This window comes from Rahnella sp. BIGb0603 (genome assembly GCF_024808755.1).
Classification (GTDB): domain Bacteria; phylum Pseudomonadota; class Gammaproteobacteria; order Enterobacterales; family Enterobacteriaceae; genus Rahnella; species Rahnella contaminans.
Window position 1 is genome coordinate 484,239 of record NZ_JANUEX010000003.1, and the last position, 24,442, is coordinate 508,680.

Annotated in this window: 7 protein-coding genes and 1 other RNA gene; 4 read left to right on the forward strand and 4 right to left on the reverse strand. The window is 57.1% G+C overall.

Annotation, left to right across the window (positions count from 1 at the left end; genetic code table 11):
• Window positions 1–49: 49 nt before the first annotated feature.
• From rcsB to M2403_RS10725, 3 genes are read right to left on the reverse strand one after another with little or no spacing between them, the layout of a single operon-like run.
• A complete protein-coding gene (gene rcsB / locus M2403_RS10715; protein ID WP_013574620.1) occupies window positions 50–700 on the reverse strand; it encodes a response regulator transcription factor RcsB in 651 nt (216 codons plus the stop codon).
• A gap of 4 nt (window positions 701–704) precedes the next feature.
• Entirely contained in the window at window positions 705–3,395 is a 2,691-nt protein-coding gene (gene rcsD, locus M2403_RS10720) for a phosphotransferase RcsD (protein WP_259229108.1), read from the reverse strand.
• A gap of 38 nt (window positions 3,396–3,433) precedes the next feature.
• Window positions 3,434–4,654 (reverse strand): MFS transporter, encoded by a 1,221-nt coding sequence (locus M2403_RS10725; RefSeq protein WP_259229109.1) that lies wholly within the window; start codon window positions 4,652–4,654, stop codon window positions 3,434–3,436.
• 754 nt (window positions 4,655–5,408) lie between these two features.
• On the opposite strand from M2403_RS10725, the gene M2403_RS10730 reads away from it, so the two are divergent.
• From M2403_RS10730 to M2403_RS10745, 4 genes are all read left to right on the forward strand, one after another.
• On the forward strand, window positions 5,409–19,277 hold the full coding sequence (locus M2403_RS10730; protein ID WP_259229110.1) for an Ig-like domain-containing protein: 13,869 nt from the start codon (window positions 5,409–5,411) through the stop codon (window positions 19,275–19,277).
• Between the two features lie 75 nt (window positions 19,278–19,352).
• Window positions 19,353–20,732: a TolC family outer membrane protein gene (locus M2403_RS10735; RefSeq protein ID WP_165058259.1), complete on the forward strand. Its 1,380-nt coding sequence runs from the start codon at window positions 19,353–19,355 to the stop codon at window positions 20,730–20,732.
• Window positions 20,733–20,780: 48 nt separating this feature from the next.
• Complete coding sequence (locus tag M2403_RS10740; RefSeq protein WP_259229111.1) at window positions 20,781–22,958, forward strand: type I secretion system permease/ATPase; 2,178 nt, start codon at window positions 20,781–20,783, stop codon at window positions 22,956–22,958.
• A gap of 17 nt (window positions 22,959–22,975) precedes the next feature.
• Window positions 22,976–24,145 (forward strand): HlyD family efflux transporter periplasmic adaptor subunit, encoded by a 1,170-nt coding sequence (locus M2403_RS10745; RefSeq protein WP_259229112.1) that lies wholly within the window; start codon window positions 22,976–22,978, stop codon window positions 24,143–24,145.
• Between the two features lie 207 nt (window positions 24,146–24,352).
• On the opposite strand, the gene M2403_RS10750 is transcribed toward M2403_RS10745, so the two are convergent.
• Window positions 24,353–24,434: non-coding RNA, RtT sRNA (locus M2403_RS10750), on the reverse strand.
• Between the last annotated feature and the right edge of the window lie 8 nt (window positions 24,435–24,442).

Sequence of the window (24,442 nt, forward strand, 5' to 3'; positions counted from 1 at the left end):
GCCTTTTTTATGTCTTAACGTTCAATAATCAGAGTAACATCCTGAAACGTTAGTCTTTATCGACTGGCTGGGAACTGACGGAAGACAGGTAGTTAAGCAGGGCGATATCGTTTTCCACGCCCAGTTTAAGCATCGCAGATTTCTTCTGGCTGCTGATGGTTTTGATGCTGCGGTTCAGCTTTTTAGCAATCTCTGTCACCAGGAAGCCTTCTGCAAACAGACGCAGAACTTCGCTTTCTTTCGGAGACAGACGCTTGTCGCCGTAACCGTTGGCGCTGATTTTTTCCAGCAATTTGGCAACGCTGTCAGGGGTAAACTTCTTGCCCTTCTGCAACGCGGCCAGCGCTTTCGGTAAATCGGTTGGCGCGCCTTGTTTTAGCACAATCCCTTCAATATCCAGATCCAGGACAGAGCTCAGGATCGCCGGATTATTGTTCATGGTCAGAACAATAATGGACAGCTGCGGATAGTGACGTTTGATGTACTTGATCAGCGTAATTCCGTCGCCGAATTTGTCGCCCGGCATTGAAAGGTCAGTAATCAGAACATGGGCGTCAAGTTTGCTTAAGCTGTTAACCAGTGCTGTCGAGTCTTCGAATTCACCGACAACGTTCACCCATTCAATTTGTTCAAGGGACTTACGAATACCAAACAGGACGATAGGATGGTCATCAGCAATAATTACGTTCATATTATTCATGTGATTAGCTACCTTGCTGGAGCAGTCTGGAGACAAAAGAATCAATGTGATTGATGGTTTCAGTAATCTGTAATGCATCGCCGTCTGCGATGTATTGTTCTAACGCTTCGCACATTTGCTTGCCGGGAGTCAGATTCAGCATGGCGAATACCCCCTTAAGGCGATGTGCTGTTTGTGACAGTGACGTAAAATCACGACGTTGGTTTTCATTATACAGTTTCTCAAGATCTTCCGGTACTGTCTCGACAAAAAGCTGATAGTAATCGCTTGATTTTAACTGCTTTTCGTACTGATCGAGAGAGTCTTCGCCGGGTTCTTCGGGTGAAACACTGTCATCGGAAACAGAAAATTGCTGTTCGATTAACAGTAAGGTTGCGTCGATCAGCGCACTGCTGATGTTGTAATTGACGCGAATATAATGCTTTTCAAGCGGCTGGAAACCGGCTTCATCGTCGGTCAGCAGCAGCGTATATTTATCGCTGTTTTGCGCATTATCCGTCAGTAAAACGTCGTACTCGCGCGTCACCTGGCGCTCGTCTGCCACAATACACACCGCGCCATACGCATTCATGGTGCGGGTGACAATGCCGCGAACTTCTTCCGAGGTGATGTCGAGTAAAACCGTGACATCATTGAGCAACTGCTCATGTTCGGCTTCCACTTCCTGCGCCTGCGGACGCTGCTTCACGCGCACGGTGTAGCGGGTTCCGATGTTCAGCTTACTGCGGATTTCGAGCTGACCGCCGAGCTTCTTGCACAGCTGATTACACAGGAAGAACGTCAGTCCAGACCCGTGATTAAAGCGATCGACTAACGTCTGGCTCAGGAAAGGATAATTCAGATTGCTCAATTCTTCCTTCGAAATTCCGCTGCCGGTGTCGGTAATGTGGAAAATCAGCTGATCCGGGCGATCTTCGTCCTGTTCACTGGTCAGCGTGATTTTGCCCAGCGACGTGGTAACGATGGCGTAATCGATCAGCAGCGACAGAATTTTCTTCACCGCCTGCATATCGCCCACAAAGGACGCTTCCGGCGCAATCTGGAAATGGTTCAGCAGCCCGAGCCCTTTCTGGCTGAGGCGGGGCAGGGCGTCGAGTAACAGTTCATCAACCATCGCCGATAACACATAACCGTCGCTGGAAGGCTGCCAGTCCTGCGTTTCCAGCCGCGTCAGCAGGGTAATATTGTCCACCAGCGTCAGTGCGTTACGCGATTCATTGAGCAGTTTGGCTTCCAGCGCCAGACGCTCTTCCGGTTGCTGTTCTTCGGTCAGCGCCTGCGCCAGTCCGTTGAGTTCATGAAGCGGCTGGTTAAGCTCAATGCCCAGATTATGCAGCATCAGTTTGCGCGCCTGGAGGTTCTTTTCGAACTCGCGTTTGGCCTGTTGCAGCGTCCGGTTCACCATCACTTCTTTGTCCTGATCGTGCAGCATGAACAGGTAGGTTTCCGGTGAAATCTGGCTGCGGAGCATGCGTATCTCGTACACCTCATTATTGACGGTGGCCTGTATCGTACCGTGATGCTGCTCGGCCATATTGGCAATTTTATTGAGGCTCAGGTGCGGCAACAGCTGATCGGCAATCTTGTTGCTCAGGATCACGCTGTGGTTACTGAAATTGTACACCAGCAATCCAAGCGGCAGACCGGAGATAATTTCCTGATTGAGCGCCTGCTGCATCTGCAACTGCGCCGCCATATTTTCGCTCGGGCGGATGTACTGATGGCGGATGAAATAGATGCTTGCCATCGCAAGTCCCATCAGGAACAGATTGATGAGGATCAGCCAGAAGTTGTTGCGCGACAGATCCACGACCAGGCTAAACAGCGGCACATGGTAAGTTAGCGACAGCGGAGAGTTGTTCAGAGGGACATTAAAGACCATCGACCAGCCTTGCAGCGTAATGGTGCTCGCGGCGCCGTCGTCGGTCGGATCCCCTTCATTGACGTCCGAGGTATTGCCGTTAAGCTGGAAATTATCCCGCGCCATGCTCGACGGGATCAGGTCGCTCATCGGTAAATCAAAGGCAATTACCGTCGCCAGATGACCCGGATTATTGAAGGTCGTGCGCAGGGAGAATGAATATTCATTGCTCTGGCGGGATTTGCGCAGCGGAGAATAACTTTCCCGCTCGTCCAGCGTGTTGGCCTGCTGGAGCATTTCCGCACGGCGCGATTGCAGCGTGCTGGTGAAATAGTTTTCTTTCAGCCGGGAATCCTGCTGCTGCAACGGCACGGTGGTAATCAGCATCATGCTGTTGTCCTGGCCATTCAGATAATACAGGGAATAAGGCAGGGTGGTTGAGCCCCACTGATCGTCGAGAAATGCCGAGACCTTCAACGTGAGATCCAGCGTCGAGCTGTCGTGCGTACCGAAGATCAGCGCATCCGTTTTCTTATGCGGCTTGGAAACGAAGAACATATCCTGACGAAGACGGATTTCCTGCGCATTCACTGCATCGGGCGTCATCGGCTGACCGGAAAAATCATCGTAAATCTGGTAAGTCATGTAGCGATATTTATCGATGCGTTTTTGCAACTGATCGGCAAGAGTTTGCGTCGTGTGCAGTTTGTCATTCATGTACGCGTTGGTGTAGTTGTAACCGTAAAGGCCCAGCCCCACGACCAGCAGCAGAATGAACAACCAGAAGAAACGCGTAATGTTGGTTGATGTCAGTGATAAATATTTACCAGCCATGATGATGAATTTTTTCCTTCATTCTTGTTATCACTCTTTTATCGGAGCACGGCTTTCGCGCAGGCCGTGACACATAACATCATTGCTGCCACGCAGCCCAGTGCGACAGACAAACTGCTCAGTTGCGCGATAAAGCCAATCAGCGCGGGACCAGCCAAAATACCGGCATAACCCAGGGTTGTCACGGAAGCGATAGCCATGCTGGCGGGCATCGCCGTCTGATTCCCCGCGGCGCTGAACATAATAGGCACCAGATTCGACGCACCAAAACCGGTCATGATGAAGCCGAGACCGGCAAACCAGAGATTGTCTACCGTGGTCAGTAAAATCATACCAAGGCTGGCGCAAAGGCTGCCAAACATCAGCACTTTATAACGTCCCATTGCCGCAATAATACGGTCGCCGGTCAGGCGGCCCAGGGTCATCGCAATAGAAAACACCGCATAACCCAGACCGGCCTGATGGGCGGAAACGCCGCGTTCCGTGGTCAGGAACAGCGCGCCCCAGTCCAGCATTGAGCCTTCGGTCAGGAACATCACAAAACATAAAAAACCGAGCAAAATCACCCAGCCGCGCGGCAGAACAAACATCGGCCCGTCGCCGTCGTGACGGGTGTCTTTCCAAAAATGAGGGCTGGTCAGCACCACTAAAACAGCCAGCGCGGCCACCACGATCATCACCGAAATAAACGGTGTCATGCCCAGAAAGAGCAGGCCGGTGATCGCCAGTGCGCCAAAAATACTGCCCATGCTGAAAAAGCCATGGAACCCGGACATCATCGCGCGTCCGCTGGCTTTTTCGACCACCACGGCGTGAACGTTCATCGCCACATCGACCATGCCAATTGCTGCGCCGAATACCAGCAAAATCAGCGCCATACCTTCAACGCTGTTCATTAGCGTCAGTAACGGCAGCGCCAGCAAAAGCAATGTGCTGGCGATTAAAATCACGGTTTTGCACCCGAGTTTACCGGTGAGGAAACCGGTCAGCGGCATCGAAAACGTCGAGCCTGCGCCGATACACAGAAGCAATAATCCGAGCGTGCCGTCGCTGATATCGAGCCGCAATTTTACAAACGGCACCAGCGGCGCCCAGGCTGCCATGGCAAAGCCGGAAAGCAGAAAAATAAGCCGTGTCGCGTGTTGCTGTGCGACGCCGGGCTGTGGCGTTCCGGCGAATTGTTCTTCTGAAGAATTCTGTGAATCAACGTCTGAAACACTTTCTGTAGCAGGCTGTGTGAGCAGCGGGTCATGAGGCATGGTGCAAAATCCCTTTGTACTGATTGGCGAAATTATAAAAAAAATTAATTAATCAATCCTGCTGCCGGTTTTCTCTCTGAAACGGTCCGGAAGGGGTTGCACGACAACCCGGTTTTCGCTTAACCCGTCGGCTTTTAACGGCTGAGAGGTTCTGAAAAACATCACACAAACTTACTAACCGGGCATCTTATCAGAAAGCATAAGTCACTGTGATTGCGCATAGTCTTAAATATTTGCTGGCGGAATACAGTAGTGCCAGAAAATCTAAGAGGCGATCACACAATTGGTAAGTCAATTTGATGAGTTATCAGTGCGGCTAATGCTTGATTTTATTAATAATGATCCCGCTTAGTCTTTAAGATGAAGTTGCAAACTTGTTATTTATCATCATGTTGTTTTTTAACGCTTTGGGCTAGAACAGGAATTACCTCGCGTCAAACTTATATTTCCACTCCAAACGATAAATAAATTTTATCTTAAAGATTATCTTTTTTTTATGCACTTAACTTAAATCATGCATATAACTTATGGAGTTTCGGACAAAAAGTTACCGTAACGATTACATAAAAAGAACATTCTAGCCTTAAGTGACGTGTTAATTGCTCGATTTGTAGTCTATGGCATTCCCCAACACCAGTTGGAAGTTAACCCATTTTCGTAATGGTCATCATACCTGCTGAACCGCTCTTCTCCGATAACGGAAAGCGTGGGCCATGCTCGTGTGAGTCTCAACTGGATGTTATAGGGGTACAACATGGCTCAGAACGGTAGCGTTGTTATTGATGTTCTCTCTCGTAAAAATGGTGCAGTAATCTCTCAGGTTTCCAGTGCCAGTCAGGATGTTACCCTCAATCAGGCCAGCATAATTCGCATTCACGGCACCCGTGAAGCGGTGTCCAGCTATGAGCGCGTGGGCAATGATCTCGTCATCCACATGAAAGACGGCAGCACCGTCCGCTACCACAGTTTCTTCAACACCGAAGGTGCCGAAGACAGCGTTCTGGTATTCGATGATGGTGTTCATCCGATTGAACACGCCGCGTTTGTCGATACCGGTGCCACAGCCGGTGCCGTACCGATTGTTCCCGCTTATCAGACCATCCCGGATATCGGTGTTCTGCTTGAAGATTCCTCAAGTTTTAGCCCGGGCGTATTAGCCGCGGTGCTGGGCGTTGTGGCGCTCGGCGCGGGTATCGCGATTGCCGCCGGCGGCGGTGGTGGCGGCGGGGGCAGCAGCAGTAATAACGGCGGAAGTGATGGCGGCAACAATGGCGGGAATAACGGCGGCAACAATGGCGGGAATAACGGTGGCAACAATGGTGGGAATAACGGTGGCAACAATGGTGGGAATAACGGCGGCAACAACGGCGGAACCACCAATGAAGCGCCAACGCTGACGCTGGCCACGTTTGCCAACGGCAACGTCGTCAATAAAACGGCCGCAGAAAGTACTCAGAATTTCACCGGTGGCACCACTCACGCCGCCGCAGGCAGCACCATCGTGCTGACCATCAATGGCAAAACCTTCACAACCACCGTTGACGGCAATGGCAACTGGAGTGTTCCGCTGACGGCGGCTGAGCTGCACACGCTGGCCGACGGCACTTACGTGGTCAGTGTGACTGTAACCAACACCAATGGCGATAGCGTGACCAAAAGCGTCACCGTGGTGGTTGATACCACACCGCCGGTGCTGACAGTCAATCCGGTGGATGGCGACAACGTCATCGATGCGATTGAACATCAGCAACCGCTGGTCGTGAGTGGAACCGCCTCGGTTTCTGAAGCCGGGCGCACCGTCGATGTGGTGCTTAACGGCGTGCACTACAGCGCCACCGTGACCTCAGAGGGCACCTGGTCCGTCACTATTCCGGCCAACGTCGTTTCTGCGCTGGCCGAAGGGAATTACACCCTCACCACCTCGCTCACGGATGCCGCCGGTAACTCAACCACGACACCGGAAAGCTTTGTCATCAATGACAGCGCGGGCATTCTGACCGTCAATCCGATTTCCGGCGACGGCCAGCTCAATGCAACCGAAGCACAGTCCGCGCTGGTGATCACCGGAACGACGTCAAATGTCGCGGCGGGTACGCAAATTACCGTGGTTCTTGGCGGTGTGACGTATCACACAACCACTAACGCTGACGGCGGCTGGAGCCTGAGCGTGCCTTCCCCGGCGCTACAGGCGCTGACCGATGGCGAAACGACCCTGACCGTCAGTCTGGTTGATGCTCAGGGCGATACTATCAGTCAGTCGACCGGTCTTAATGTTGCCATTCACGGCGTCCCGCCAACGCTGGATCCGGTATTTGGCGGCGATAACACGCTTGATGGCACTGAATCCACCGCCACGCAGATTCTGACGGGTAACACCGGCCTGAAAGGCGACGGCCAGACAGTTACCGTGACCATTGGCGGGCAGCAACTCACCGGCACGGTCGACAGCGACGGCAGCTTTACCGTCAGCGTACCGCCGTCTGTACTCGGCACTCTGCCACAAGGCACCAACAATATTACGGTGACCGTGACGGACACCGCGGGCAACCATAACACCCTCACCACGCCAGTGAGCGTTGACACCATTGCGCCAACCCTGACCGTCAATCCGCTGGAAGGCGACGGTTATATCAGCGTGGCCGAAGCCGCGGGGGTCATGATCCTGACCGGGACAGCATCGGTCAGTGAAGCAGGGCGTCCGGTGGTTATCACCATCAACGGCGTGGATTATCCCGGCGCGGTGGTTCAGCCGAACGGCACCTGGAGCGTGAGTATTCCGGCCGGTTCCCTGAGTAATCTCAATCAGGACGTCACGGTCACCGCGACCCTGACTGACACTGCAGGCAACCAGACCACCAATACCAGCACGATCCACGTGGCTTCCGATCCTCTCCTGCCGCCGGTTATCAGCATCAATCCGTTTACCGGAGATGATTTTATCAACGGTGCGGAAGTCAAAACGGCGCAGGTATTAAGCGGCACCACAACGCGGGTAGAAGCCGGTCAGATTGTGACGATCACCCTGAACGGACATACCTATACCGCTACTGTTCAGGCCAGCGGTAACTGGAACGTCATCGTTCCGGCTGCGGATATGATTGTGCTGACAAACGGTACGCAAACTATTACGGCGACGGTTTCGGATAAGGCCGGTAATGCGGCCACTCCGGGCACCGACACCTTCAATGTGGATATTACGCAGGAAGGTATCTCCATTGCGCCGATTACCGGCGACAACGTTATCAACGTGCAGGAAACGCAGAATGGTTTCCTGGTGACCGGTACCACGCTGGGGGTCTCAACCTTTGAGCTGGTACAACTTACTTTCGGATCCCTGGTTCGTCTGGCGCTGGTGCAGCCGGACGGTACCTGGTCGGTGCAACTGACATCAAACGATTTGCTTGCTGCGGCAGGGGGCCTGACGGGCAACCTGCAATTTACCGCGATTGTTCAGGCAATGGATGGCACGACGGTAAGTAACAGCGTTTCGGTCAATTACGATGCGATCAGTCCGGTACCGACGCTTAACACACCGTTTGGCGACGGTTATCTCAATATTGCCGAAGCGGCAACCGCTGAAACTCTGACCGGCACCACCGGGAAAGTCGGTGACGGGCAGATTGCGACCGTGACGATTGGCGGACATACCTATAACGCCACGGTGGATGGTACCGGCGCATGGTCGGTCAGCCTTCCGTCCGCCGATTTGCAGGCATTACCGGCGGGCAGTAATGCGATAGTGGTCAATGTAACGGACAGCGCAGGCAACACCGCCACGCTGAACGCCACCACAACGGTCGATCTGACCGCGCCTGTGCTGACCATCAACCCGGTTTCCGGCGACGGTTACGTCAATATCAGTGAGGCGGCGGCAGACATCGCCGTCACCGGCACCGCCTCTGTTGCGGATGCGGGGCGCACCGTCACGGTGACGCTAAACGGCCAGACTTATACCGGCGTTGTCGGCGTCAACGGACAGTGGAGTGTGACAGTGCCAGCCGGTGCGCTGGCCGGTGTGGCCGACGGACAATATCCACTGACCGCACAGCTTTCGGATGCGGCGGGCAATAGCACGACAGTCAGCGCTAACGTTCAGCTGGCCACCGATCCGGCCTCCGCGCCGACCATTACCCTCAATGCCTTTGCCGGTGACAACATTGTCGATGGAGCCGAGCAGAGAGCGGCGCAGACCCTGAGCGGCACGACCACGCATGTGGAAGCCGGTCAGGTCGTTTCCATCCTGCTCAACGGCATTACTTACACGGCGACCGTGCAGGCAAATGGCAGCTGGAGCACCAGCGTCCCTTCTTCGGCGCTGACCGCACTGACTAACGGAACGCTGCAAATCACCGCCACCGTGCTCGATAAAGCCGGGAATCCGGCCAGCGGTTCGGAAGAGATCACCGTTAACAACCTGCAAAGCGGCCTGTCCGTGGATCCGGTGACCGGCGATAACCAGCTAAACGCTCTTGAGGCGGCGGCGGGTGTCACCATCAGCGGAACCTCGGTCAACGTGCCGGTGAACGGCGTCGTGACCATTACGCTGAACGGTAAAACCTACACCGCCACTGTCGGCGTTGGCGGTGCCTGGAGTGCGCTGGTTTCAGCCAGCGATCTGGCGACGCTCAGCGATGGCCCGAACACGATCCGTGTCAGCGCGACCGATGCGACAGGGAACCCGGTCAGCAACACCGACGTTCTGAACGTCATCATTCATAACCTGCCAGCCGTGACCCTCAACCCGCCATTTGGCGATGGCATTCTGAATGCCGCTGAAACGGCGACCAGTCAGACGCTGACCGGTAACACCGGCGTGTCCGGCAACGGGCAAACTGTCACTGTGACGCTGGGCGGGGAAACGTATACCGCAACGGTGGGCGGTGACGGTTCATTCACCGTGACCGTTCCGTCAACGGCGCTTTCCACACTGGGTCAGGGGGGGACAACGGTTCAGGTCGCGGCTTCCGATGCCGCGGGCAATACCAGCAACATCACGGTCCCGGTCACTGTTGATACCGTCGCACCGACCGTCACAATCAACCCTGTTGCCGGTGATGGCACCATTAATGCTGCTGAAGCGGACGCTGTTATTGCGGTAACCGGCACGACAGGCGTGACAGAAGTCGGCCAGACCGTGACGGTTTCCATCGGCGGGCACACTTACACCGGCGTGGTCGCTGCGGGGGGCGCGTGGACGGTGAATATTCCGGCTGACGCGCTGGCCAGCGTTGCTAACGGTCAGTACACCCTGACGGCGAGCATTACCGATGCGGCAGGCAATACCGGCAGCACCAGCACGCCGGTGACTATCGTGGCGGATCCGGCGCTTCTGCCAACGATTACCGTTAGCACCTTCGCCGGTGATGATGTGCTTAATGGCGCCGAGCAACAGACCGCGCAGCTGATCAGCGGAACCACGACGCATGTGGAAGCAGGTCAGACAGTGACGATTACGCTGGGTGCACACACTTATAGCGCCACTGTGCAGGCCAGCGGTGCGTGGAGCGTTTCCGTTCCGGCGGTTGATTTACAGGAACTGGGTAATTCCCAGTTTATCATTACGGCCAGCGTAAGTGACAAGGCGGGGAATCCGCAAAACGCCTCGCACCCGATTACGGTAGATACAACGCTGGGGGGGATTTCGATTGATACCATTGCCGGTGACAATAACGTCAACGCGACGGAGGCTGCTGCGGGGATCACCGTCAGCGGCACCACCAGCAATGTGCCGATTGGCACCGTCGTCACCGTATCGTTGGGCGGGCAGAATTACCCGACAACGGTTATTGATGCGGCCGGGCACTGGTCAGTCAATATTCCATCATCCGCCTTTGCGGGGCTGGCGGATGGCACCAGCCATGTGATCGCCACCACGGTGAGCACCGATTTGGGTAACGTCACCAGTACGGTCGATATTGGCATTTACACGCAGGTACCTGTCCCGACCATCAATGCACCGTTTGGTGACGGCCAGCTGGGCACCGCTGAAGCGGCCGCCGTACAGACTCTGACCGGGACGACCGGCCTGACCGGTGACGGCCAGACGGTTGAGGTGATCATCGACGGTCATACCCTGACCGGCACTGTCGCCAGCAATGGCACCTGGACGGTCACCGTGCCAGCGGGCACCCTGACCGGTGTAACCGAAGGCCCGACGCCAATTCAGGTTAACGTGACCGATGCCGGTGGCAACACCGGCACTACGACCGGTTCAGTCAATATCGACTTCACACCGCCGACGCTGACGCTTGCCAACGTTGCAGGCGATAACGTCATCAATGCGCAGGAGCTGGCGGGTATCATTACGCTTTCCGGGCAGGCGGATGCGGCCGATGCCGGGCAGACAGTGACATTACAATTTGGCGGCCAGACTTATCAGGCCGTCGTGCAACCTGGCGGTGCGTGGAGCTTCGATGTTCCGGCGGGCACGCTGACCGGCACAGCAGACGGTAGCTATACGCTGACCGCCACGCTGAAAGATCTGGCGGGAAATACCACGACGACGACGGAAACCTACACCGTAGTTGCCGCGCATCCGCCGGTGCCATCACTCAACACGCCGTTTGGCGATACCTTCCTCAACCTCAATGAAGCCGATGTTGCCCAAACCCTGACCGGGACGACCGGCCTTCTGGGCGCAGGCCAGACGGTGGTAGTGAATATTGAGGGTGTCGATCACCCGGCGACTGTAGATGCGAACGGTGTCTGGACGGTTACCCTCAGCGCAACGGATTTGCAGGCCATATCGGAAGGCCCGCAAACGGTTCTGGTTACGGCAACCGACAGCGTCGGCAACGTGGGTACCGTCAGCAGTGCAATCACAGTCGATTACACGTTGCCAACGCTGAGCTTTAACCCGGTGGCGACGGATAACATCATCAACGCCGCCGAAGCGCTGCAACCGATGGTGATCAGCGGAACGTCCGATCTGCCGGATGCCGGTCAGACGGTTTCTGTCGTACTGAGCTTCAACGGCGTGACGTACAACGCCGTTGTTCAGCCGGATGGCAGCTGGAGCTTCACGCTGCCAAGTGGTGTGGTGCAGGCACTGACGGATACTACCTATACGCTGACGGCAACCATCACCGATGCGGCCGGGAACGTGACGACCGGAACCCATACCTTCAGCGTCGATGCGGCTGCGGCTAATTTGCCAACGCTGACCATTACCGCGGTTTCCACTGATGATTACATCAACGCTATCGAAAAAGGCCAGCCGGTACCGATTACCGGTACCACGACGCATGTAGAAGCAAACCAGGTTGTTACAGTGGTGTTTAACGGCCAGACCTACACGGCCATTGTGCAGCCGAACGGGAGCTGGACGGCGAGTGTACCGGCGGAAGATCTGGTCGGATTGTCCGACGGGCCGCTGACGGTTACGGCGTCCGTGACCGATGTGGCGCAGAACCCGGCCACGGCGTCGCACAATGCTACCGTAATTGCCCAGCCGGGTGATTTGCCAACGGTGACCATTAACGCGGTGTCCGGCGACGGCAACTTCAACATCATCGAACACAACCAGGCGACAACCATTACCGGCACGTCAACCCGTGTTCCTGTGGGCGGAATTATCACGCTGGTCATCACCGGTGAAGGTTATACCCACACGTATACCGCGACCGTGCAGGCCAATGGTAGCTGGAGTATTCCGCTGACGGCGGCGCAGGTGCAGGAATTGCCAGCGGGCAATAACACCTTCACCGTGACGGCGGATGACGTGGCGCAAAATGTGGCGACTGCGACGCAAAACGTCACGGTAGACCTGATTGCTCCGACGCTGAGTGTCACGGTGAATACCGGCGGTGACGGTTACATCAATCTGGCTGAGGCCGTGGCAGGCCTTCCGCTTACCGGTCAGACTGACCCGAATCTGGTCGTCAAAATTACGCTTAACGGTAAGGATTACTTCAGTACGGCCAACGGATCCGGCGTGTGGACGCTGAATATTCCGGGCGTGGATCTTCAGGCCATCACCACGGACGGCAACAAAACGGTCAGCGTCAGCGTCAGCGATGCAGCCGGAAACACCGCCAGTAACTCTGCTGATTTTACGCTGGCAATCCATGCGTTGCCGGTGCTGACGCTGGGCGTTGTGGCCGGCGATGGTGTGCTCAATATCAGTGAAGCAACCGCAGGGATCACGCTCACCGGCACCAGCAGCGGGCTGGCACCGGGGTCGACCGTTCTGGTGACCATTCCGGGGCTGGCGACGCCGGTATCCGGGACGGTCAATCCGGACGGACTTGGCTGGACTGCAACCGTTGAGCCGGGTGCGCTCAGCGGGCTGACGAGCGGCGTGGTGCAGGTCACCGTGACGGCGCAGGACGTGGCCGGTAACCCGGCGTCTTCCAGCGCAAGTCTGGATATCGAGCTGGGCGCACCGCCGGTTCCGACGATTAATACGCCGTTCACCGACGGCATTCTGAACGCCGCCGAAGCGGCAGCCACTCAGCTGATTACCGGTACTACCGGCATTACCGGTCCGGGCCAGACCGTTCTGGTGACGATTGACGGCACACCGGTGCTGGCAACAGTGGGCAATAACGGCGTCTGGACGGCCACCGTGCCTTCCGGTCTGTTACAGGGGCTGGCGGATGCGACACACACCATCAGCGTGACCACCACCGACAGTGCGGGCAACGTCAGCACTGCCGGAACCCTTGATTTCACCGCCCTCACGCACACACTGCCGGTAGCCGGGATCAACACGCCATTTACCGACGGCATTCTGAACTTCGATGAAGCATCTGATCCGCTGGGACAGGTCATCACCGGCACCACCGGGATCACCAGTGCAGGCCAGACAGTTACCGTGGTCATCAACGGTAACGCTGTGCCGGTGGTGGTTGATGCAGCGAACGGAACCTGGAGCGTTTCACTCACTTCTGCCCAGCTGTTGTCCTTGCAGGATGGCACCTGGCCGGTTGTCGTGACCGTGACCGACAGCGCCGGAAACTCCTCGGTGCTGCCAGTTTCTGTCGGGGTACAGATTCATTCCCTGCCTGCGCCAACCATCGATTTGCCATTCGGTGACGGCACGCTGAATATTACGGAAGCCTCTGTGGCGACCGGCGGGCAGACCATTACCGGTACAACCGGAGTGATCGGCGCAGGGCAAACCGTCAGCGTCGCTATTGCGGGCATCACGGGCAGTCCGTTTACGGCAACGGTGGATGCGGCAACCGGCGTCTGGAGTCTTAACCTGACGCCTGCCCAGCTGGCAACGCTGGGGCTGGCGACGGCAACGCATGCCATCACAGTCACTGCGACCGATGCTGTCGGTAACCATAATGATGCAACGGTAAGCTTTACCTCCCACCTGTCCGGGCCGGTGCCGGTCATTAATGAACCTTTCGCGGACGGCAACCTGAATATCGCTGAAGCCGCAGGTGTGAACATCATCACGGGTAACACCGGCATCACCGGCGACAACCAGAACGTTAAACTGACTATCGACGTCGGTGGCACCACCTATACCGCGACTGTCGATCCGCTCACAGGTAACTGGACTGTCAGCCTGCCTGCGGGCGTACTGAATTCTCTGGGCAGTGGTACGCATGATATCAACGTGACAGTTACGGATGCGGCGGGCAACAGTGCGCCAGCGACGCTGCCATTCACCAGCTATCTCACCGCACCAGATGTCACCATCAACACGCCATTTGGTGATGGTTATCTGAGTGCCGCCGAAGCAGCCGCGGTTGCCACAACGCCAGTCATCCTCAGCGGGACGACGGGCGTGACGGGTGCCGGGCAAAGCGTGGTGGTACTTGTCGGCGGTATCGCAATTCCGGGCGCGACGGTAGATGCGGACGGTAACTGGACGGTTTCTCTGAGCGCGGGGGAAATCGCCGATCTGCCGCAGGGACCGCAGCTGATCAGCGTGACCGCGACGGACGGCGGCGGTAATACCGGTTCGGCCTCAACCGATGTCGGCATTGCTGTCACCCTGCTTCCATCAGTGGCAGTCACCTCGTTTGCCGGTACCGGTTTTGACCTGACCTATGCAGAAAGCCAGAACCCGCAAACCATTACCGGTACCACCGTGAATGTGCAGGCCGGGCAACAGGTGACCGTGGCTGTCGGCGGCATTACCCATCAGGCAACGGTACTCGGTGATGGCTCATGGACATTAACGCTGACCCCGGCGGAACTGGCTACGCTGACCACCGGTGAAATTATCACTGCGCAAGTTTCCGATCTGGCCGGTAACCTGGCTAACGGTGTTTCCCTGCCGGTCAACGTGGATCTGACGCCGCCAGTCACGCCAACGCTGACGATTGATCCGGTTACCGGTGACAACGTCATCAACGTGGCGGATAACAATCCGACCAACATCACCGTTTCTGGTAAATCCATCAACGTGCCGGACGGCACGCCGGTGAATGTGACGGTGGGGGGCAATGCGCATGTGGCGACGGTCACCGGGGGGATCTGGTCAGTTTCTGTGGCGGCTTCTGAATTCGTGAACGGCACCAATACAACGGTCACCGCAACCACCCTTCTTCCGCCGACCATTGCCACACAGACCGTCGTGGTCGATACCAGCGCGCCGGTGGTGACCATCAACGACTTTACTGCGGACAACACTATCAACAACCTTGAATCGAAATCGGCGCAAACCATTTCGGGTACGGTGGTTGATAACAACAATAACGATGTGGGCAGTGTGGTGACCGTTTCGCTCAACGGTAAAACCTACACCACGACCGTGCTGGCGGGCGGTCTCTGGTCGGTCAGCGTACCGGCCGCCGATTTGCAGGCGCTGCCGCAGGGCACCGGCAACACCATTACCGCGACGGTCACGGATGCTGCCGGTAACCTCGGGGCTGCGACGCCACATCCGATTACTGTCGATACTTCCGCGCCGCTGCTCGCCCTTAATGCGGTTGCCGGAAACAACATCATTAATCTGGCTGAATCACTGGTAAACGTCGTGCTCGGCGGGACGTCCTCCGGTGCGGATGGTCAGACGGTGACGGTGACACTCGGTGGTGCAACCATCGGGACGGCACTCATTCAGCCGGGCGGCGCCTGGTCTCTGAACCTGACGCCAGCGCAGATGTTGCTGCTCAACGACGGTTCCCTGACCCTGGCGGCGACGGTCTCCGATGCGGCGGGTAACACCACCAGCGTCTCAGCCGGTCTGGATATTTTCTTCAACAAACTGCTCGATGTGAGCGTGGCCAGCGGACTGGGACTAACCGACGGTTACCTCAGTCTGGCGGAATCTCAGGTCGCGCAAATCCTCAGCGGTACGGCAATTGGCGCAGGCGTGGGTTCAGTGGTGTCTACCGTGATTAACGGCACGACACTGTCTGCCATCGTCGGCGCCAACGGGGCATGGGCCTTCACCATTCCGGCAACGTTGCTGGGTGCATTGGGTGATGGCACACAGGTTCTGAACCTGACCATCACTGATGCTGCCGGTAACGTCAAAGTTGAACCGCTGAACATCGACGTCATAAAAACCCTGCCGGTGCTGGGTGCGCTTGACCCGATCTTTGGCGGCAACGGCCTGCTGAATGCGGTCGAAGCACTGACCGCACAGACTATCGGCGGGGTGGCAACGGCAGTGGATGGCACGCAGGTGACCGTCACGCTGGGCGGTAAAACCTACAATACAACGGTGACGGCGGGTGCCTGGAACATCAGCATTCTGCCGGGTGACCTGGCCACGCTGCTCGACGGCAATCTGAACATAGGCATTACGCTGACAGACCCGGCGGGCAACTCCACCAGCACTACGATTCCGGTGGGTATTGCGATCCACAACCTGCCAACCGTCGTGCTTAACACGGTGTTTGGCGACGGCGTGCTCAATATCGCCGATTTGCTGGTCAATCAGACGATCAGCGGGACCGTGTCGAACGTGGCAGCAGGAACGGCGATTGCGGTGCAGGTCGGTACACAGACTATTAATGGCGTGGTCGATGCGACGGGGCATTTCCTGGTCACCGTTACACCGGATATTCTCAGCACGCTGGCCGGTACGACAGCGGCTGTGAGCGTCAGCGTTGTGGATGCGGCGGGTAACGTCGGCACTGCGGCTGCTAACGCCGTACTCGACCTCGTCAGGCCGGTCATCAACCTCACTTCCGTGCTGGGTGACGGGCTGCTCAGCGCCGCTGACGCCCTGACTACTCAGGTGATTGGTGGGACGATCGGGGGTGTGGCGACCGGCACGCAGGTTCAGGTGACGCTTGGCGGGAAAACCTTCCTCGGCGTGACCGACAACACCGGTGCCTTCAGCATCACCCTGCAACCGGGTGACCTGAAAGCACTGGGCGACGGCACCTTTGTGGTCGGCGTTTCTGTCACGGACAGCGGTGGCAACACCACCACGGTCAATGGTTCGCTGACGTCCATTGTCAACGCGATACCGAAAATTGTGCTGGATCCGATCTTTGGCGGTGACGGAATTCTTAATGCTGCTGAAGCGCTGCTCACGCAGACTATCAGCGGGACGGTGACCAACGGACGCGTCGGTGAAACGGTCAACATCAACATTGGTGATGGCTTGCTGAATCTGACTGCGGTCGTCGGCAGTGACGGCAAATTCTCCGCGTCACTTTCGCCGTTGCAACTGGCCGGATTGCTTGACGGCAACCTGACGATCGTCACCTCGGTGACCGATCCGGTGGGCAACACCGCATCGAATACTGTCGGCATCAACGTCGGTATCCACAATCTGCCATCGATTGTTCTTAATCCGATCTTTGGCGATGGCGTGCTTAACGTGGTTGACCTGCTGACGGGCCAGACCATCAGCGGTGTCGCCAGCAACGTGGCGGTGGGAACTCAGGTACAGATTAGCCTCAACGGTAAAAACTACGTGGCGACAACCGGTACCGGCGGCGTATTCAGCGTCACCGTTCCGGTGGTGGATCTGAAGACCATTCTCAATGGCTCGCCAAACGTGGTCGCCAGTTTGACGGATGCCACCGGCAACCCGGCGTCGGTGACCAGTGTACTGAGCGTAGTCGCGCAGTCTCTGCCAACCATTACCCTCAATCCGCTGTTTGGCGATGGCCTGCTCAACGCCGCCGATGCGCTGCTCACCCAGACTATCAGCGGGACTACCACTAACGCGCAGGGTTCGACAGTCAGCATCAACGTCGGCGGTAATATCCTGACCGCGCTGGTGAAAGCCGACGGCACCTTTAGTGTCGCGATCCCGCAACTGACGCTTTCGAGCCTGCTCGACGGCACACTGAACGTGGCTGCATCCGTCACTAACGCCGCAGGCAATGCGGTGAGCGGCAACGCAACGGCGACGGTGGGGATTCATACGCTGCCATCGCTGGTGGTCAACACGCTGTTCGGTGGCGACCATTATCTGAATGCGGCGGAAGCGGGGGTGAATACCAACATTACCGGGACGTCCAACCTGACGAACGGTACGGTGAGCGTGACCGTCGGGACGGTGACGCATACCGGCACCATCACGAACGGCGTCTGGAGCGTGCCGTTTACCTCTGCAGAACTCAAAGGGCTGGCCGACGGTTCGACACAGGTTTCTGTGGTGGTCACGGACTCCGTGGGCAACATTGCAACGTCTTCGAACCTGCTGACCGTACTGACTCATGAACTGCCACTGGTCGCGCTGAATCCGTTGCTCGGCCTGACCCTTGGCTTGGTGGGCGGTATTCTGGGCGGACAGGGGCTGACGCTGAGCGGGACCAGCCGCAACATCGCTCAAGGCGGTCTGGTCAGCGTGACCCTGCTGGGGAATACGCTGGCGGGCACCGTACAGGCCGATGGTTCATGGACGGTTAAGTTCAGCAGCGCATTGCTGAGCAGTTACGGACTGACCGGGTTGCTGGCGGCATTACTTGGCGCGGTTGTTGAACTTAAAGCCGTCGATGTGGCAGGTAATGGTTTTGATGCACATGTCGGTCTGACCGTAGGTTCAACGTTGCCGGCTGACACCCAGACGCTCGCCGTACAGTCTCTGGCGGTAGAGGACACCCATACGCTGGCGGCGGTTCACACCACCGATACCAGCAGTTCAACCACAGACACCACCACCCACACCACCAGTACGCTGACCGATCCGCTGGTCACGGCGGACACCAGTTCGTCCACCACCAGCACCTCGACCAGTGCAACGTCGGAAACCACATCTCATGCGGACACGGCGTTCTCGATTGGTGGTGTCACCATCGACCTGACGGCAACGGACGGCGTGGCGATCGGCGGCGCCGGTAACGACACCATCTCGGTTCATACCCTTGATTTCTCGCAAATCGACGGCGGAACCGGTGTCGATACCTTGTTGCTGGCGGGCACCAATCAGCATCTGGATCTGACTTTGCTCGGGCTGAAAGTTGAACATATCGACATCTTCGATTTGGGCACTTCCGGCACCAACAGCATCTCGCTGAATCTGCACGAGGCGCTGAACGTGAAGGACAACCCGACGGATGAAGTGATCATTAAAGGGGGCGAAGGCAGCCTGGTGAACCTGCAAATGGGTACCGACGGCGCATGGGCTGAAACCGGGCAACGTACGGTGGATGGCCTGACCTTCGACGTTTATCACAACGCTTCACTGGATACATCCAACACGTTGGGAGACGTACTGGTGCAACACGGTTTACACGTCCAGCAAAGCTAAGTCAGACCTGCGCCTCCCTTGTAGCGGGGGGAGGCGCAACACCAAAACAATCGGCGTAATTAAGTGGTGTCGGTAATGAAAAATAAGAAAGTGATACGGCCAGTGGCCGTTATCTTGGGCACGTTGTGCCTGACCGGGTTAACAGGGAATTTCAATGTGGTTGTGGCGGCGGTTAAACAGCCGGAATTTAACTGGCAGGCGGCACCGACGGAAGAGATGCGCGCCAGTCTGACATTACGTGATGCCATCTTGCGGGCGTTTGCGCGAAATCCGCAAATCGCGGAGGCGGCGGCGCAAATCCGCGTAGGCGGCGGGAATCTGGATGCGGCGAAAAGTGCGTGGTATCCGCAGGTTTCATTGCAAGGGGCGGGCGGGAAATCCCGTCAGACGTATGCATCGGGAGATCAGAGCAGCAACGGGTCGGCGGGGATTCAGCTCAGCCAGCTGCTGTGGGATTTCGGGAAAACCAACGGCAGTATCAGCGAGCAGGAGTACCTTTCGGACTCTTACCGGTTTTCACTTTACAGCACGATGACCGATGTGGCGCTCAGCACCATGCAGGCCTATCTGTCGGTCAAACGCTATCAGGCGCTGGTTCTGGCGTCTCAGGACAATATCGAATCGCTGACCCGCGTCAGGGATACCGCTAAACTGCGCGCCGACGCCGGGCTGAGTTCTCAGTCTGACGTCTTGCAGGCGGAAACCCGCATCGCCGGGATGCGGGCAACCGTCGAACAATACCGTGCGCAGGCGCGTTCCTCACAGGCGCAGCTGACCGTACTGACCGGTGTGGTGTCCAGCGACCTGCCGGATCTGCCTGAAAGTCTGCTCAATCAGAAAGTCACTCTCGACAAAATCCCTTATGAAAACAGCACACTGGTGCGCGCGGCGCAGGCCAAGCAGCAGGCGGCGATTGAGCAGGTCAATCAGGCCGAAGCGCAGCACTGGCCGACAGTGAAAGTCCAGGCCGGGCGCACGCGTTATGACAATAACGGTGGCAGCGGTTCGTACTGGGACGATCAGCTCCAGCTGGCGGTGGATGCGCCGGTCTATCAGGGCGGTGCGGTCAGCGCCAAAGTCCGTGCGGCGGAAGGTCAGCGTCAGGCGGCGCAGGCGGATGTGGAAAAAGCCAAGCTGGATATCAACCAGAAAGCCTCCACCGCCTATGCCGACATGATCGGCGGCCAGCAGCGGCAGGTGGCAGGCGAGGAACAGTATTCCAGCGCCACACACACCCGCAGCGTGTATCAGGATGAATACAAACTCAGCAAGCGCAGCCTGAACGATTTGCTCAGCGTGGAGCAGGACGTTTTTCAGGCCGACACCATGCGTATTGGCGCGCTGTACGACGGCTGGGACGCAACGGTGCGTTATGCCGCGGCGGTCGATAATCTGGTCGATATGCTGGGCATTGACCGCCAGAAACAATCCGGTGACACCCTCCCGGCGCTGTAAAAACAGAGCCGCCGGGAGAAGCCAGAAGCATTCGATAACGAGGTTGAAATGAGCAATGAAGCAGCAACACCTTTGTCGATCGACGTCTGGATAAGCGCCATGGGGCGCGTGGCCGAAACATTCGGTAAACCAGCAGATCCTCTTTTTCTTCGCCAGCAAATGCGCTGGTTCGAACATCAGCCGTTACGCCGTCAGCTTGATCGCCTGAGCGGCCTGATGGGATTGCAAATCGGCATGGTCAGCTGGAATCAGGTACGCTGGCGGCAGGAAGTTTTGCCTGCCGTTATTACGCTGGCGCAGGGCGGTATTGCGGTTCTTGAACAGCTGCATGACGACGGCAACGTTGATTACTGGCTGAGCGACGGCGGCGATTTACTGCGTTCGGCCGAGCTGGTAACGCTGCTTGAACAAAGCAACGGCCCGGTCTTTTTGGTTGGCGTCGCGCCGCGCGGGCGCGATCAGCGTATCGACCAGTTTGTTCAGCCGCATAAAAAACACTGGTTCTGGGAAAACTTCCGCGGTTCCGGGCGCAAAATCGCAGAAATCTCGCTAGCCTCAGTTTTGGGTAACGTGCTGGCACTGGCGGGGATTTTGTTCTCCATGCAGGTCTACGACCGGGTGATCCCGGCGCAATCTTTCCCGACGCTGTGGGTACTGTTCTTCGGCGTGGTGCTGGCGGCGGGGATGGAATACATCATCCGCCTGATGCGTACGCTGGTGTCGGATCTCATGGGCAAAAAGATTGACCTCAAGGTTTCATCGCTGTTTTTCGTGCGGGCGATGAGCATCAAAAATGACGACCGGCCAAAATCCACCGGCTCCTTTATTTCCCAGCTGCGTGAAATCGATCAGGTGCGCGAACTGCTGACATCCACCACGGTCAGCGCCGCTGCCGATATGCCGTTTGTCCTGCTGTTTCTCGGCATCATGTTTTTCATCGGTGGCCCGCTGGTGATCATCCCGCTATTGGCTATCCCACTGATTGTTATCCCCGGCATTCTGATCCAGTGGCCGATGGCAAAACTGGCGAAAGAAGGCATGCGTGAAAGTGCGCTGCGCAACGCCGTGCTGGTGGAAACCATCGAAGGCATTGAAGACATCAAAGCCTTGCAGGCGGAAGCGTATTTCCAGCGTCAGTGGGAGCAGACTCATGAAGTCAGCGCCGCCGTGGGTATGAAGCAACGTTTGTGGGGCGCGCGCCTGACCGGCTGGGCATCGACGGTTCAGCAACTGACCTACGGCGGCATGCTGGTGTTCGGGGTCTATCTGGTGCTGAGCGGTGATATCACTACCGGTACGCTGGTCGCCAGCAGCATGCTTTCCTCACGGACCATCGCGCCATTAATGCAGCTGACGATGGTCTTCTCCCGCTGGCAGCATGCGAAAAGCGCCATGCGCGGGCTGGATGATCTGCTGAAAAAACCGGTTGACCGGCCCGCTGATGCGGAACTGTCGCATTGCCCGACGCTGAGCGGTCATTTCAACGTGCGCAATCTGCAATACACCTACGACAAAGAGAATTCGCCGAACGTGCTCGGCATTGGTCAGCTGGAAATCAAACCCGGCGAACGCGTGGCGATTCTGGGCAAAGTCGGGGCAGGGAAATCGACGTTGCTGAAATTGCTGTCCGGCCAGGCCAGCCCGTCGCAGGGCAAAATCCTGATTGATGGCGTTGATATGACCAAAGTCGAACCGGCAGATATCCGCCGCCAGATTGGTTATCTGTCGCAAGATTCGCGGCTGTTCTTCGGCACCTTGCGCCAGAACCTGATGCTCGGGTATCCGCATGCGACCGATCAGGAAATGTTGCAGGCACTGCGCATCAGCGGCGCGTTGTCGATGGTGCAGGCCGATGCCTCCAGCCTCGACAAAATCATCAACGAAGGCGGGCGCGGATTGTCCGGCGGACAACGCCAGATGGTGATGCTCAGCCGCATGATTTTACGAAATCCGCAGGTGGTATTGCTCGATGAACCGACCGCGTCGATGGATGAACAGCTTGAGGATTACGTGATCCGCCAGCTTCACGCCTGGCTGGTCGGACGCACGCTGATTGTGGTGACGCACCGTCCGGCGCTGCTCAAACTGGTTGACAGAATTGTGGTGATGGATAACGGACGGGTGGTGGCCGACGGGCCACGGGATCAAATTCTGGCAACTGCCGCCACCAACACACCGGCTCCGGCCGCGGCGGTGGTGGCTGAAACCAAACAGGGCGCAGCCTGAGCTGCTAAGGGTCCCGCATGGCACACGTAACATTGAATGATGAGTTGGAAGCCGAAAGCCGGAAAGTGTCGTGGGTTATCTGGGTGACGCTCGGCAGCCTGCTGGTCTTTTTCATCTGGGCGCGTTTTGCCGTGCTGGATGAAGTGACGGTAGGTACCGGTAAAGTGACACCGTCGAGCAAAGCGCAGCAGATTGATTCTCTGGACGGCGGCGTGATTTTAAAACTGATGGTGCAGGAAGGTTCGGTCGTCAGCCGCGGCCAGCTCCTGGCACAACTCGACCCGACCCGTTCGCAATCAAACTATGGCGAAGCGGCCTCACGCGTCAGAACCCTTCGCGCGTCTTCTGAACGTCTGAGCGCGGAACTGACCGGTGCGCCGCTGAAATTCAGCCCGGAAACCATGAAATCCCCGGAACTGGTGGCGCGCGAACGTCAGCTTTATTTGTCGCGTAAACAGAACCGTGATGAGACGGTGACCAACCTGAATCAGTCCCTCAAACTGGTGAATGACGAAATCAACATGACCCAGCCGCTGGTCGCCAAAGGTGCCGCGGGGCAGGTGGAAGTCATCCGCCTGAAACGTCAGGCCAGCGAACTGCGTGGCAAAATCGACGATGCGACCAACCAGTACGCGGTGCGTGCGCGCGAAGAGCAGGTGAAAAATAACGCCGATCTGGATGCAGAGTTGCAGGTCATGGCGGGTAAAGAGGATCAGGTCACCCGTTCCGAGTTGTATTCGCCGGTTCACGGCATCGTAAAAGACATTCAGGTCTCCACCGTCGGTGGCGTACTCCAGCCGGGCGGCAAGCTGATGGAAATTGTCCCGATTGAAGACCAGTTGCTGATCGAAACGCGTATCAACCCGCGTGACATCGCCTACATCCGGCCAGGATTACCGGCCACGGTAAAAATCTCGGCCTATGACTCGTCGATTTATGGCGACCTCGAAGGCAAAGTCGAAGGCGTATCGCCGGACACCTTGCAGGATGAAGTGAAGCGCGACCAGTATTACTACCGTGTTTACGTCCGGACGGATAAGGCGTTCCTGACCAATAAAGCCGGACGCCAGTTCCCGATTGTGCCGGGGATGGTGGCGAACGTCGATATCAAAACAGGGCAGAAAAGTGTTCTGGATTACCTGATTAAACCATTGAATAAAGTGAAGGAGTCTCTGAGGGAGCGGTGAGGAGGAGGGCGTTGCTTGTGTGGCTTCAACTTCAACTTCAAGGTCGTGGGCGTCGGCCCACACCGACTTGGGGGACGGCTTATCGCCGCCGCCCCCCAAGCCCCCCGGGCTCTTTCACTGCGCGCTTTGCGGGCACGACGGACATGTTCTGACGCAATTGTGGGTGGCGCAAAATGTCATCGCTGCGCGATTCCCGAATTTCAGGTTTACTCGGCCTACGGCCTCGCCCTTCGGGCCGTCACTTCGTGACGTTGTCTCGCTCCGCTCGGCTCGAGCCTCTGGTCTCGAACCATTCAT